The organism is Clostridium sp. YIM B02500 (assembly GCF_022324665.1).
Classification (GTDB): domain Bacteria; phylum Bacillota; class Clostridia; order Clostridiales; family Clostridiaceae; genus Clostridium; species Clostridium beijerinckii.
Window position 1 is genome coordinate 1 of the sequence record NZ_JAKGTE010000061.1, and the last position, 14,844, is coordinate 14,844.

Below are 14,844 nucleotides of genomic sequence, written 5' to 3' on the forward strand. Positions count from 1 at the left end.
CCTATTGTTCCAATATTAACGTGTGGCTTACTTCTTTCATACTTTGCTTTTGCCATTATAATTTTCCTCCCTTGATAGACATAATTTAAAGAATCTTTTCGTAAATATTATAACTTATAGATATTTTAATATCTATATTTATTATTCAAGTTTTTTACCATATTATATAAAAATTATTAAAGCACATTATATGTTCCGTAAAATAATTTAATATACAATATGATAAAAACTTTATATTACTCTTTATTTAGTTCTGCTACCTGCAATTTGTTCTTGAATATTCTTTGGAACTTCATCATAGTGATCAAATACCATTGAGTAAACTCCTCTACCTTGAGTTCTAGATCTTAAAGTAGTAGCATATCCAAACATTTCTGATAATGGAACAAACGCTCTGATAACTTGCGCTCCATTAAGAGCTTCCATACCTTCCATTATACCTCTTCTTGAATTGATATCTCCGATAACATCTCCCATGTATTCTTCTGGAACTGTTACTTCAACTTTCATCATTGGTTCAAGAAGTACAGGGCTTGCTTTAGCCATTGCATTCTTAAATGCCATAGAACCAGCTATTTTAAATGCCATTTCAGATGAGTCAACTTCATGATATGAACCGTGTACTAATTTAACTTTGAAGTTAATAACATTATAGCCTGCAATTATACCATTTTTAGATGCTTCTTGAATACCTGCATCAATAGCTGGTATGTATTCCTTAGGAATAGCTCCTCCAACAACAGCATTTTCAAATACATATTCACCTTCAGTTGGTTCCATTTCAATCACAGCATGACCGTATTGTCCTTTACCACCTGATTGTTTAGCATATTTAGCTTCTGCTTTAACAGCTGATCTAATTGTTTCCTTATAAGCAACCTGAGGTGCTCCAACATTACATTCAACTTTAAATTCCCTTTGAAGTCTATCAACAATTATTTCTAAGTGAAGCTCTCCCATACCCGCAATAATTGTTTGACCTGTTTCTGTATCAGTCCAAGTCTTAAATGTAGGATCTTCTTCTGCTAATTTAGCTAATGCCATCCCCATCTTTTCTTGAGCATCTTTTGTCTTTGGTTCAATAGCTACTCTTATAACTGGTTCTGGGAACTCCATAGCTTCAAGAATTATTGGACTATTTTCTGCACATAAAGTATCACCTGTTGTAGTGTTTTTTAATCCAATTACTGCACCAATTTCCCCTGCTTCTAATGATTCAACTTCTGATCTTGAATTTGAATGCATCTTAACAAGTCTACCGATTCTTTCTTTCTTACCTTTCGTTGAGTTAAGAACATATGAACCACTTTGCATTACACCAGAATATATTCTTGTAAATGCTAATTTACCAACAAATGGATCAGTAGCTATTTTAAATGCTAAAGCTGATAATGGTTCAGAGTCTGAAGAATTTCTATGATCTTCTTCTCCATCTAATGTTGTTCCTTTTATTGCTGGAACATCTAATGGTGATGGTAAGTAATCTACAACTCCATCAATCATTTCTTGAACACCTTTGTTTTTGTATGAAGAACCACAAATACAAGGATATATTTCGTTAGCAATTGTAGCTTTTCTTAAAGCAGCTTTTAATTCTTCAATTGTAAGTTCTTCACCTTCTAAATACTTTTCCATTAATTCTTCATCTGTTTCAGCAATAGCTTCTATCATTGCTGCTCTGTATTCTTCAGCTTGATCAGCATATTCAGCTGGTATAGCTTCTTCTCTCATATCTTTTCCAAGATCATCATAGAATATAAAAGCAACATTCTTTATAAGGTCAACCATTCCTTTGAAGCCTTGTTCGCTACCTACTGGAATCTGAATCGGAACTGCGTTTGCTTTTAATCTATCTTTAACTGTTTGAATACATCTAAAGAAATCAGCACCTGTTGCATCCATTTTATTTACATAAATCATTCTTGGCACACCATACTTATCTGCCTGTCTCCAAACAGTTTCAGTTTGTGGTTCAACACCGCTCTTTGCATCAAGAACTGTAACAGCTCCATCAAGTACTCTTAATGATCTTTCAACTTCAACTGTGAAGTCTACGTGACCAGGAGTATCTATAATATTAAGTTCATGTTCTTTCCAGAAACATGAAGTTGCTGCTGAAGTAATTGTTATACCTCTTTCTTGTTCTTGAACCATCCAGTCCATTGTAGCTTCACCATCATGAACTTCCCCTATTTTGTGACTCACTCCTGTATAGAACAATATACGTTCAGTAGTTGTTGTCTTACCAGCATCTATATGAGCCATTATACCGAAGTTACGGAATTTATCTAAAGGATATTTTCTAGCCATTTATTTGTCCTCCTCTCAATGAGTAAAATATAATTTAATTTGACAAAACTGCCTTAGCATAAGCCAAAACAGTTTTATAGATATTAGTATCTGTAATGAGCAAATGCCTTATTAGCTTCTGCCATTTTATGAGTATCTTCTCTCTTCTTAACAGCTGCTCCTGTATTATTAGATGCATCTAATAATTCACCAGCAACTCTTTCACTCATTAGCTTTTCGCCTCTTTTTCTAGCTGCTATTAACATCCATCTTATTCCTAATGTCTGTCTTCTTTCTGGTCTAACTTCGATTGGAACTTGATAAGTAGCACCACCTATTCTTCTAGCTTTAACTTCTAGTAATGGCATTACATTGTTCATAGCTTCTTCAAATACTTCTAAAGCTTCTTTTCCACTTCTTTTTGCTATTAATTCAAATGCTTCATAGCATATCTTTTGGGCTACACCCTTCTTACCATCTTCCATTATACTATTTATAAATTTAGTAACAACCTTTGAATTGTATACTGGATCTGGTAATACGTCTCTTTTTGCGATATGTCCTTTTCTTGGCACTTTTCTTCCCTCCTTAACATTTTAAATTTAAGTTCATCGGTACTCGGTATTTTTCATACCGTAAAGTGCTACATCTTTTACATCTATATAAACTCAAAATAAAATCTATAATTTCTGTTGAAGATAAGCACTATTCTTTGTTAAAATTCCTATTTCTTCTTAGGTCTCTTAGCACCGTACTTTGATCTTCCTTGTAATCTGTTAGCTACTCCAGCGCAGTCTAGCGCACCTCTTACGATATGGTATCTAACACCAGGAAGGTCTTTAACTCTTCCACCTCTTATAAGAACAACACTATGTTCTTGTAAGTTGTGACCTACTCCACCAATATATGCAGTTACTTCAAATCCATTTGTTAATCTAACTCTGGCAATTTTTCTTAACGCTGAGTTAGGTTTTTTAGGAGTTGTTGTTTTAACTACTGTACATACACCTCTTTTTTGAGGACACTCTTTAAGTGCTGGTGCAGTTGATTTAACTACTGCTGTTTTTCTGCCTTTTCTTACTAATTGGCTAATAGTTGGCATTTTTTCACCTCCTGAAATTTATTTATCTATTTTAAAATTAAGATAAACACTAATTTATCAAGTTATATGGATTAGTATATCATACAACTTATCAAATATACCTAAATTTTACACAATAAATCAATATCCTATGTATTAAGCTATAAATTTACTTTTATAAAATGATATATTCACATTAATTTGTGTGATTTCACATTTAAAATCACACAAATTGTATTTTATCATTTAATTTTACACATGTCAATATAATACATGCTTATTCTTCAACAGTTTCTCCAATAGTTTCTTCAACTAATTCACTATCTGTTTCCACCTTTAAAGATCTATATCTCATCATTCCAGTACCAGCTGGAATAAGCTTACCAATTATTACATTTTCTTTTAATCCAACTAAAGGATCAACTTTTCCTTTAATTGCTGCTTCTGTTAGAACTCTTGTCGTTTCTTGGAACGAAGCTGCTGATAGGAAACTATCAGTTGCTAATGCTGCCTTAGTTATACCTAGTAGAGTTTGTTCTCCTTTTGCTTCTTCTCCACCAAATTCTCTTACTCTAGCATTTTCTTCATAGAAATCAAACATATCAATCATAGTTCCTGGTAATAAATCCGTGTCACCTGAATCAACGATTTTTATCTTTCTAGTCATTTGTCTAACAACAACTTCTAAGTGTTTATCATTAATATCAACACCTTGTAGTCTATAAACTTTTTGAACCTCTGAAAGTAAGTATCTTCTCGCTCCATCTATTCCTTTTATGCTCATTATATCATGAGGATTTACCGAACCTTCTGTGATTTCATCTCCAGCTTCAACATAATCACTTTCATTAACTCTCAATCTTGATCCAAAAGGTATATCGTAGCTACGTTCTTCTCCATCGGCACCCATAACTATTACTGTTCTTTTCTTTTTAGTTTCTTCTATTCTCGCAGTACCAGCAATTTCACTTACTATTGCAAGCCCCTTCGGTTTTCTAGCCTCAAATAGCTCCTCAACTCTAGGTAAACCTTGAGTAATATCTGCTCCTGCAACTCCACCAGTATGGAATGTTCTCATTGTAAGCTGTGTTCCTGGTTCTCCAATTGATTGAGCCGCTATTATTCCAACAGCTTCTCCAATATCAATCTTTTTAGCTGTCGCCATATTCATACCATAGCATCTAGCACATACACCAACTTTACACTTACAAGTGAATACGGATCTAATCTTCACTTTCTTAATTCCTGCAGAAACTATCTTATCAGCGGCATATGGATCCATATATTCATTCTTTGGATGTAATACATCCCCAGTTTCCGGATCAACAATATCTTCTGCTGTATATCTACCAATTAATCTTTCTCTTAATTCCTCGATAACTTCGTTACCTTCTTTAATTTCACTTACAAATATTCCTTCATCTGTGCCACAATCTTCTTCTCTTACAATAACATCTTGTGAAACATCAACAAGTCTTCTAGTTAGATATCCAGAATCCGCAGTCTTTAAGGCTGTATCTGCATTACCCTTTCTAGCTCCATGTGTTGATAAGAAATATTCTATTACATCTAATCCTTCTTTAAATGATGCCCTTATAGGTAACTCTATAATCTTACCTGATGGACTGGCCATAAGACCTCTCATACCAGCTAACTGCTTGATCTGAGATTTTGATCCTCTGGCTCCAGAATCAGCCATCATATATATCGGATTAAATTTATCAAGACTATCCATTAATGCATTGGCTACATCTTCAGTTGTCTGAGTCCATTTTTCTATAACTCTTTCATATCTTTCTTCATCAGATATGAAACCTCTCTTATACATCTTTTCAATCTTTTCGATCGTTTCATCTGCTTCCTTAAGTAAATCATATTTCACTTTTGGAACTATTATATCTGATGAAGCAACTGTTACAGCCCCGATTGATGAATAATGATACCCCAATGCTTTAATATTATCAAGCATTATAGATGTTTTAACCGGACCATGCTTCATATAACATTGATCGATTATCTTTCCTAACGACTTTTTCGTAGCTAAGAAATCAACTTCTAGATTAAATGATTCTTCTTCATTTTCTCTATTTACTAATCCAAGATTTTGTGGAATTGATTCATTAAATATAATCTTTCCAACAGTAGTTTTAATGATCTTAGATTTCAATTCTCCATCGACTTCTCTAAACATTCTAACATTTATTTGAGCATGTATGTCAATTTCTTTAACTTCATACGCCATTATAGCTTCATCTTTGCTTGAGAATGTCATACCATCGCCTTTAGCTCCATTTTTATCCATTGTTAAATAATATGATCCTAGAATCATATCTTGTGTAGGTACACAAACCGGTTTGCCATCTGATGGTTTTAGAATATTTGTTGCAGCTAACATTAAAAATCTAGCTTCAGCTTGAGCCTCTACTGATAATGGAAGATGGACAGCCATTTGGTCTCCATCAAAGTCAGCATTATAAGCTGTACATGCTAACGGATGAAGTTTTATTGCTCTACCTTCTACTAATACAGGTTGGAACGCTTGAATACCAAGTCTGTGTAGAGTAGGTGCACGGTTAAGTAATACTGGATGATCTGCAATTACTTCTTCTAATACATCCCATACTTGTGGTAATACTCTCTCAACCATTCTCTTGGCACTCTTTATATTATGAGCTATGCCATCTTGTACAAGCTTTTTCATAACAAATGGTTTAAATAATTCTATTGCCATTTCCTTAGGAAGTCCGCATTGATACATTTTAAGTTCTGGACCAACAACAATAACCGATCTACCTGAGTAGTCAACTCTCTTACCAAGTAAGTTCTGTCTAAATCTACCCTGTTTACCTTTTAACATATCTGAAAGAGATTTCAAAGGTCTATTTCCTGGTCCAGTTACCGGTCTGCCTCTTCTACCATTGTCAATAAGAGCATCTACTGCTTCTTGAAGCATTCTTTTTTCATTTCTTACAATTATATCTGGAGCGCCTAAATCTAATAACTTCTTTAATCTGTTATTTCTGTTTATTACTCTTCTATATAAATCATTTAAATCAGATGTCGCAAATCTTCCTCCATCTAATTGAACCATAGGTCTTAAATCCGGTGGAATTACTGGTATTACATTTATAACCATCCACTGTGGATCATTACCTGATTTTCTAAATGACTCTACAACTTCTAGTCTTCTAATTATTCTAACTTTCTTTTGTCCTGAACTTTGTTTTAATTCTTCTTTAAGTTCTTTTGAAGAAGTTTCTAAATCAATTTCATTTAGCAAATCTTGAATTGCCTCTGCTCCCATGCCTGCTACAAAGCTTTCATCGCCATATTTATCTACAGCTTCTCTATATTCCTTTTCATTGAGAAGTTGTTTCTTTAATAATGGTGTTTCCTTAGGATCTATCACTATATAAGATGCAAAATACAGAACTTTTTCCAAAGCTCTTGGCGACATATCTAAAATTAATCCCATTCTTGATGGAATTCCCTTAAAATACCAAATATGAGATACTGGGGCAGCTAATTCTATATGCCCCATTCTTTCTCTTCTTACTTTAGCTTTTGTGACTTCAACTCCACATCTATCACAAACTATCCCTTTATATCTTACTCTCTTATACTTTCCACAGTGACATTCCCAATCTTTCATTGGTCCAAAAATTCTTTCACAGAATAAACCATCTCTCTCTGGTTTTAAAGTCCTATAGTTAATAGTTTCTGGTTTTTTAACTTCTCCTCTTGACCACTGTCTTATTTGTTCTGGAGATGCTAAACCAATTTGTATTGCATCGAAATTATTTAATTCAAACAAGGGTAAATCCTCCCTTCAAAATTAGTGTTCATCATTAAAATCATCTAGTTCTAATTCAGTTTCAAGATCAGCTATATCGACACTTTCATCATAATCAATTTCATCTATGTCTTCATCATTATTTTGATCATAACTATCATCATCTAATACATCTGGTTCTGGCACCATAATCTCTTCAGTGCCTTCTATATTAACTTCTAGATTTGCCATATCTTCATCAACAAATTCCTTTAAAGTTACTTCTTCATGCTCATCATTTAATACCTTAATATCTAAGCATAATGCTTGTAGTTCCTTAATAAGAACCTTGAATGATTCTGGAACCCCTGGTTCAGGTATATTTTCACCTTTTACTATAGCTTCATATGTTTTAACTCTACCTACAACATCATCTGATTTAACAGTTAATATTTCCTGAAGTGTATGTGCTGCTCCATATGCTTCTAATGCCCAAACTTCCATTTCACCAAATCTTTGACCACCAAATTGAGCTTTACCTCCTAATGGTTGTTGAGTAACCAATGAATATGGTCCTGTAGATCTAGCATGAATCTTATCATCTACTAAATGGTGAAGTTTTAAAATATACATTATACCGACAGTTACCGGATTATCAAATGGTTCTCCAGTTCTACCATCATATAATATAGTTTTAGCATCTTCTCTAAATCCTGCTTTTATCATGCATTCTGTGATTTCAGGTTGTGTTGCACCATCAAATACAGGTGTAGCTATATGCCATCCTAAATGACTAGCTGCCCAACCTAAGTGAACTTCAAGTACCTGACCTATATTCATACGAGAAGGTACTCCTAATGGATTTAAGCATATTTGAAGAGGTCTACCGTCTGGCAAGAACGGCATATCTTCTTCTGGTAATATTCTAGAGATAACCCCCTTATTACCATGACGTCCTGCCATCTTATCTCCAACTGAAATTTTTCTTTTTTGTGCTATATAGCATCTTACAAGTTCATTTACTCCAGGATTCAATTCGTCTCCATTTTCTCTTGTAAATACTTTTATATCAACAATTATTCCAGCTTCTCCGTGAGGAACTCTTAATGAAGTATCTCTTACTTCTCTTGCCTTTTCACCAAATATTGCTCTTAGCAATCTTTCTTCTGCTGTAAGCTCAGTTTCACCTTTTGGAGTTACTTTTCCAACCAATATGTCTCCTGATCTTACTTCTGCACCAATTCGTATAATTCCTCTATCATCTACATCCTTAAGTGCATCATCACTTACATTTGGTATATCTCTTGTAATTTCCTCTGGTCCTAACTTAGTATCTCTAGCTTCACATTCATATTCTTCTATATGCATAGATGTAAAGATATCTTCTCTGACCAATTCTTCTGAAATTAGCATAGCATCTTCGTAATTATAACCTTCCCAAGTTATGAATCCCATTCTGATATTCTTACCTAATGCAATTTCACCTAAATCTGTAGACGGACCATCTGCAATAACTTGATTCTTGTATACTATTTCTCCTGTATCAACTATCGGTCTTTGATTAATACAAGTTCCTGAGTTACTTCTCTTAAACTTTAATAATTTATATACATCTGTGCCACCATCTGAGTCTCTTTTAACACGAATCTCACTGCCTGAAACGTAAGTAACTACTCCAGCATTCTTTGCTTTTGGTAATACCCCTGAGTCAACAGCAGCTTTAAATTCGATCCCTGTTCCAACTATTGGTGCTTGAGGACTTAGTAATGGAACTGCTTGACGTTGCATGTTTGAACCCATAAGAGCTCTTGATGCATCATCATTCTCAAGGAATGGTATCATCGCAGTTGCAACAGATACAATTTGTCTTGCAGATACATCTATTAAATCAACGTCAGTTGTTGGAACAACTAATATATCCTCTAAATGTCTTACTCTGACCTTTTTATTTATAAAGTGCCCATTTTCATCCATTGGCTCTTTTGCTTCAGCTATTAAACATTGATCTTCTTCATCTGCAGTGAAATACCTTATTTCATCTGTAGCTCTTCCATTTTCTTTATCAACAATTCTATATGGTGTTTCTATAAATCCATACTCATTAACTTTTGCAAAAGTTGCCAAAGAATTTATAAGCCCTATATTTGGACCTTCTGGTGTTTCAATAGGACACATTCTACCATAATGCGAATGGTGAACGTCTCTTACTTCGAAACCAGCTCTTTCCCTTGAAAGACCTCCTGGTCCCAATGCTGACAACCTTCTTTTATGAGTAAGCTCTGATAATGGATTTGTTTGATCCATGAATTGTGATAACTGCGAGCTACCAAAAAATTCTTTAATAGCTGCTGCTACTGGTCTTATATTAATTAACATTTGAGGAGTTATAGCTTCTTGATCTTGAATAGTCATTCTTTCCTTTACTACTCTTTCCATTCTAGATAGACCAATTCTAAATTGGTTCTGCAATAATTCTCCTACAGATCTTAATCTTCTATTGCCTAAATGATCTATATCATCAACATAACCTATTCCATAAGTTAATCCTAATTCATAGCTTATAGTTGCAAATATATCATCCCTTATGATGTGTTTAGGAATAAGTTTACTAATATTCTTCTTAATTTCCTCTTTAATACTTGCTTCATCAGAAAAATTATCCAATATTTCTTTCAAAGTTGGATAATGAACCAATTCTTTTATTCCTAGGTCTGAAATATCAAAGGAAACTTGTTTCTTTAAGTCTACAAAGTTATTACTAATTACTCTAATAACTTTATCTTCTATTAATACATCAACAGATTTAACACCTGCATTCTGAATTTCTTCAGCTACTAATCTACTTATTTTCTGACCCTTCTCCACCATTATTTCTCCGGTTTGTGGATTAACAATATCAGTGGCCGCTACTTGGTTAGCTATTCTTAGGTTTAATGCAAGTTTTTTATTAAATTTGTATCTTCCTACTCTAGATAAATCATATCTTTTTGCATCGAAAAATAATGTATCAATTAAAGATATAGCACTATCTACTGTTGGTGGTTCACCAGGTCTCAATCTTTTATATATTTCAAGTAGTGCTTCCTCTTTAGTTTTAGTGTTGTCTTTTTCTATTGAAGCTCTAAATCTTTCTTCTTCACCGAAGAAATCTAACAACTCCTGATCACTGCCTAATCCCATAGCTCTTGCCAATATGCTAATTGATAATTTTCTAGTTTTATCAATTCTTACATAAATTACATCATTAGAATCTGTTTCGTATTCCAACCATGCTCCTCTATTAGGAATAACAGTTGATGAATATAACTTTTTACCACTCTTATCTATAGAGTAGTTATAATATACACCCGGTGATCTTACTAATTGACTAACTATAACTCTTTCAGCACCATTAATTACAAAGGTACCTTGCTCTGTCATTAATGGGAAGTCACCCATAAATACTTCTTGTTCTTTAATTTCACCAGTTTCATTATTCTGCAATCTGATTGAAACTTTTAATGGTGCAGCATAAGTCGCGTCTCTTTCCTTACATTCTTCGACAGAATACTTGATGTTTTCCATATCAAGTTTATAGTCTACGAACTCAAGTACTAAATTTCCCGTGAAGTTTGTGATAGGATTAATATCATCAAAAACTTCATGCAACCCTTCTCTTAAAAACCATTCATACGAATCTAATTGTACTTCAATTAAATTCGGCATTTCAGTAACATCATTAACCTTACCAAAACTCATTCTTGTTCTTTTTCCAACTTGGACAGGATGTACCATGAATTTTCACCCCTTGTATAAAATAAACTAAAATAGCCAAAAGCATACTTTCCCTAAGGACTTTGCTTTCGGACAGCGTCTTTCTATAGTATAACCATTATTCACCAGATTATACTCTTTATTTTCACTATAAATATATAGTATTCCATAGAGAATAATACATTATATTATAATATCATAGGATATTTTTCTTGTCAATAAATATTATTGAATAATTCTTTTCAGTTATAAAGCTATATAAAATACCTATTTACCTAACAAGCATTTTATATAGCTTTATAAATTCAGTTTAAAAAAGGTGCTATAAAGCACCTTTTTCTTTAAAACAAACTACTTAACTTCTGCAGTAGCTCCTACTTCAGCTAATTTAGCTTTCATATCTTCAGCTTCGTCTTTAGAAACGCCTTCTTTTAATGTCTTAGGAGCTCCATCAACTATTTCCTTAGCTTCTTTTAATCCTAATCCTGTTATTTCTCTAACTACTTTGATAACCTTAATCTTGTTATCTCCTGCGCTTGCTAATACTACGTCGAATTCAGTTTTTTCTTCAGCAGCAGCTCCACCAGCTACAGCTCCACCAGCTACAACAGCAGCAGCAGCACTTACTCCAAATTCTTCTTCACAAGCCTTTACTAATTCATTTAAATCTAAAACGCTCATTTCTTTTATTGCTTGAATTATTTCTTCTCTTGTCATTTTTAATAGCACCTCCGAATTTTTTTCTTAAAATTTTAGTTAATCTTTAAATTATTCTGCAGACTCAGTTCCTTTGCTATCAGCAATAGCACTTAATACACGTGCAAAGCTTGATATTGGAGACTTGATACTTCCAAGAAGTTTTGCAATAAGAACTTCTTTTGATGGTATTGTTGCAAGTTGTTTAATCTTAGCTTCATCATAGATTTCTCCTTCTATGATACCAGCCTTTAATTCTAACTTCTTGTGATCTTTAGCAAAATCATTTAAAAGTCTTGCAGCTAATGTTACATCTTCATAACTAAATGCAATAGATACTGCACCTTCTAAATATTCTGCTATACCATCTAAGCCTAATTCTTTAGCTGCTAAAGTTACTAAAGTATTTTTATATACTTTGTATTCAACTCCAGCTTCTCTTAAACTCTTTCTAAGAGCTGTATCTTCTTCAACATTTAGACCTTGATACTTACTAAGAACAACAGCTTTTGATTTTTCTAATTTTTCCTTAATTTCAGCAACTTTTGCTTCTTTAAGTTCTCTGTTTTTATTCATTACTGTAGTCCACCTCCTCACAGTTCAAACTGCTTCTTTTATTAAAAAAGACCTTCCGCAGACATGGAAGGCCTATAATACAATCTATTATATACCTAGGCGGGCAGTTATACTTTACGCTTTCGCACCCACTGTCTACGGAAAAAATATTTTCTTTTTACAACATTTGAAATTATACTACATAATTTCAATTAAGTCAATACTAATCTAAAGCTCTTGTAGGATTAACTTTTGCACTTGGTCCCATTGTGCTTGAAACAGATACTGATTTTAAGTATTGCCCTTTTGCTGCTGCTGGTTTAGCCTTAACTAAAGCTTCCATTAATGCAGTAAAGTTTTCTTTTAATTTTTCAGTTCCAAATGATTTTTTCCCAATTGGACAGTGAACTATTGCTGTTTTATCTACTCTATATTCAACTTTACCAGCTTTAATTTCTTCAATTGCCTTAGCAACATCAAATGTTACTGTTCCTGACTTTGGATTTGGCATTAGTCCTTTAGGTCCTAACACTCTACCAATTCTACCTACAACTCCCATCATATCTGGTGTTGCAACAACTACATCATAATCAAACCAGTTTTCGCTTTGGATTTTTTGAACTAGTTCATCTGCTCCAACGAAATCTGCTCCTGCTTGTTGTGCTTCTGCAGCCTTATCTCCTTTAGCAAAAACAAGTACTCTAACTGTTTTACCTGTTCCGTTTGGTAATACAACTGCACCTCTAACTTGTTGATCTGCATGTCTTGGATCTACTCCAAGTCTTACATGTAATTCAATAGTTTCATCGAAGTTTGCCTTTGCAGTCTTTAATGTAAGATCTAATGCTTCTACTGGATTATATAATGCACTCTTGTCTATAAGCTTTGCACTTTCAATGTATTTTTTTCCCATAATTTGCCTCCTCTGTGGTATTAACGGTTTTGACCTCCCACTTATTTTTACGAATTACTCTTCAATAGTTACGCCCATACTTCTAGCTGTTCCTGCTATCATTCTCATAGCTGATTCAAGACTTGCAGCATTTAAGTCTGGCATCTTAGTTTCAGCAATCTTTTTAAGTTGATCTTGAGTTAATTTACCAACCTTTGTTTTATTAGGTACTCCAGAACCACTTTCTAATCCTATTTCCTTCTTAATTAGAACTGCAGCTGGAGGAGTCTTTAATATAAAACTAAAAGATCTGTCTTGGTAAACTGTAATAACTACTGGTATTATATACCCAGCTTGATTTGCAGTTTTTGCATTAAACTCCTTACAGAATCCCATTATATTTACACCGTGTTGACCTAAAGCTGGACCTACAGGTGGAGCTGGTGTTGCCTTACCTGCTTGAAGTTGAAGTTTAATCATTCCAGTTACTTTCTTAGCCATTTTTGTTATTCCTCCTATTACTGTGGTATAACGAACTCTTTTTAGTTCTCCCACTTAATTAAAATTAGTTCATTATAGTTAAACTAATTTTTCAACTTGATTAAAGTCTAATTCGGCAAGTGTTTCTCTGCCAAACATCTCCACTAAAGCTTTCACTTTGCGTTTATCTGGAATTATCTCTTGTATTGTGGCTACTGAATCTCTCAATGGCCCAGAGATAATTCTTATACTTTCCCCTACCTCTAAGTCAATCTCAACAGGAACTTCTAACACTCCCATTGATTCCACTTCTTCATCAGAAAGAGGAACTGGTTTAGATCCTGGGCCTACAAATCCTGTTACGCCTCTAGTATTTCTAACAACGTACCAAGCTTCATCTCCCATTAACATTTTTACAAGCACATATCCAGGAAATTTCTTCTTTAATGAGACTTTTTGCTTTCCATCTTTTTCTTCAACCACTTCTTCCATGGGTACTTGTATATCATGGATTAATGCTTCAAGATTTCTATTTTCAATTGCTTTTTCTAAGTTTGCTTTTACTTTATTTTCATATCCTGAGTATGTATGAACTACATACCATCGTGCTCTATCACTCATATTCGTCAGGCGATATAAAATCGCCCAAACCTCCCTTTTACTTGAAATTTAAAATCATTTTAAAGAGGTTATTGAAAATAGAATCCAATCCACCAACTAATATAGTATACATTAGTGTGAACACAATAACTGCAACAAATGCTTTCTTTGTCTCATCTTTTGAAGGCCAAGTTATCTTCTTAACCTCTACCTTAACCTCTCGAAAAAAACCAAACAAACCATTACTTTTAATAGCTTTTTCAGTTTTCACACTGTTCTTTGCTGACATATCTTCACATCCTTAAATTTAATAACTATATGTCATTACTTCGGCTAATTACTTTGTTTCTCTATGAAGAGTGTGCTTTTTACAGAATTTACAATACTTTTTCATTTCTAATCTATCTGGATCATTCTTTTTGTTTTTCATTGAATCATAATTTCTTTGTTTACACTCTGTGCATGCTAAAGTTACTTTTGTTCTCATGACTGCACCTCCAGTTTTCTTATATATTAAATAGGAATCTTGAGTTCCTATTCACTTCTAAAATTTACGTTGCTTAAAATGTCACTTTTATACAATATCATAGAATATTTGACTTGTCAATCATCCTTTAAATAGGACTAAGTTATATAACTTAGTCCTATCGGTAATAAATGTATCTTATTCTACTATTTTAGTAACAACTCCAGAACCTACAGTTCTTCCGCCTTCTCTGATAGCGA

Annotated in this window: 12 protein-coding genes and 1 other annotated feature; all 12 genes read right to left on the reverse strand. The window is 33.5% G+C overall.

Going from position 1 to position 14,844, the window contains the following annotated elements; translation table 11 throughout:
- Positions 1-243 precede the first annotated feature (243 nt).
- On the reverse strand, positions 244-2,310 hold the full coding sequence (gene fusA / locus L1S46_RS25710) for an elongation factor G (RefSeq protein WP_238901367.1): 2,067 nt from the start codon (positions 2,308-2,310) through the stop codon (positions 244-246).
- 83 nt (positions 2,311-2,393) lie between these two features.
- A complete protein-coding gene (rpsG, locus tag L1S46_RS25715; protein WP_017210137.1) occupies positions 2,394-2,864 on the reverse strand; it encodes a 30S ribosomal protein S7 in 471 nt (156 codons plus the stop codon).
- A gap of 149 nt (positions 2,865-3,013) precedes the next feature.
- Positions 3,014-3,391 (reverse strand): 30S ribosomal protein S12, encoded by a 378-nt coding sequence (gene rpsL / locus L1S46_RS25720; RefSeq protein WP_011967508.1) that lies wholly within the window; start codon positions 3,389-3,391, stop codon positions 3,014-3,016.
- A gap of 256 nt (positions 3,392-3,647) precedes the next feature.
- The gene (rpoC, locus tag L1S46_RS25725; protein WP_077856592.1) at positions 3,648-7,184 is read right to left on the reverse strand and encodes a DNA-directed RNA polymerase subunit beta'; all 3,537 of its coding nucleotides are present in this window, start codon (positions 7,182-7,184) and stop codon (positions 3,648-3,650) included.
- 21 nt (positions 7,185-7,205) lie between these two features.
- On the reverse strand, positions 7,206-10,916 hold the full coding sequence (rpoB, locus tag L1S46_RS25730) for a DNA-directed RNA polymerase subunit beta (protein WP_077856593.1): 3,711 nt from the start codon (positions 10,914-10,916) through the stop codon (positions 7,206-7,208).
- Between the two features lie 330 nt (positions 10,917-11,246).
- Complete coding sequence (gene rplL / locus L1S46_RS25735; RefSeq protein ID WP_011967505.1) at positions 11,247-11,612, reverse strand: 50S ribosomal protein L7/L12; 366 nt, start codon at positions 11,610-11,612, stop codon at positions 11,247-11,249.
- A gap of 51 nt (positions 11,613-11,663) precedes the next feature.
- A complete protein-coding gene (gene rplJ, locus L1S46_RS25740) occupies positions 11,664-12,167 on the reverse strand; it encodes a 50S ribosomal protein L10 (protein ID WP_011967504.1) in 504 nt (167 codons plus the stop codon).
- Between the two features lie 34 nt (positions 12,168-12,201).
- Positions 12,202-12,326, reverse strand: a sequence feature (ribosomal protein L10 leader region).
- Between the two features lie 43 nt (positions 12,327-12,369).
- Positions 12,370-13,059: a 50S ribosomal protein L1 gene (gene rplA, locus L1S46_RS25745; RefSeq protein ID WP_023976910.1), complete on the reverse strand. Its 690-nt coding sequence runs from the start codon at positions 13,057-13,059 to the stop codon at positions 12,370-12,372.
- Between the two features lie 54 nt (positions 13,060-13,113).
- Entirely contained in the window at positions 13,114-13,539 is a 426-nt protein-coding gene (rplK, locus tag L1S46_RS25750; RefSeq protein ID WP_011967502.1) for a 50S ribosomal protein L11, read from the reverse strand.
- 78 nt (positions 13,540-13,617) lie between these two features.
- A complete protein-coding gene (gene nusG, locus L1S46_RS25755) occupies positions 13,618-14,139 on the reverse strand; it encodes a transcription termination/antitermination protein NusG (protein WP_023976911.1) in 522 nt (173 codons plus the stop codon).
- Positions 14,140-14,176: 37 nt separating this feature from the next.
- A complete protein-coding gene (gene secE, locus L1S46_RS25760; RefSeq protein ID WP_023976912.1) occupies positions 14,177-14,407 on the reverse strand; it encodes a preprotein translocase subunit SecE in 231 nt (76 codons plus the stop codon).
- A gap of 48 nt (positions 14,408-14,455) precedes the next feature.
- On the reverse strand, positions 14,456-14,605 hold the full coding sequence (gene rpmG, locus L1S46_RS25765; RefSeq protein ID WP_002583138.1) for a 50S ribosomal protein L33: 150 nt from the start codon (positions 14,603-14,605) through the stop codon (positions 14,456-14,458).
- Positions 14,606-14,844: the final 239 nt, after the last annotated feature.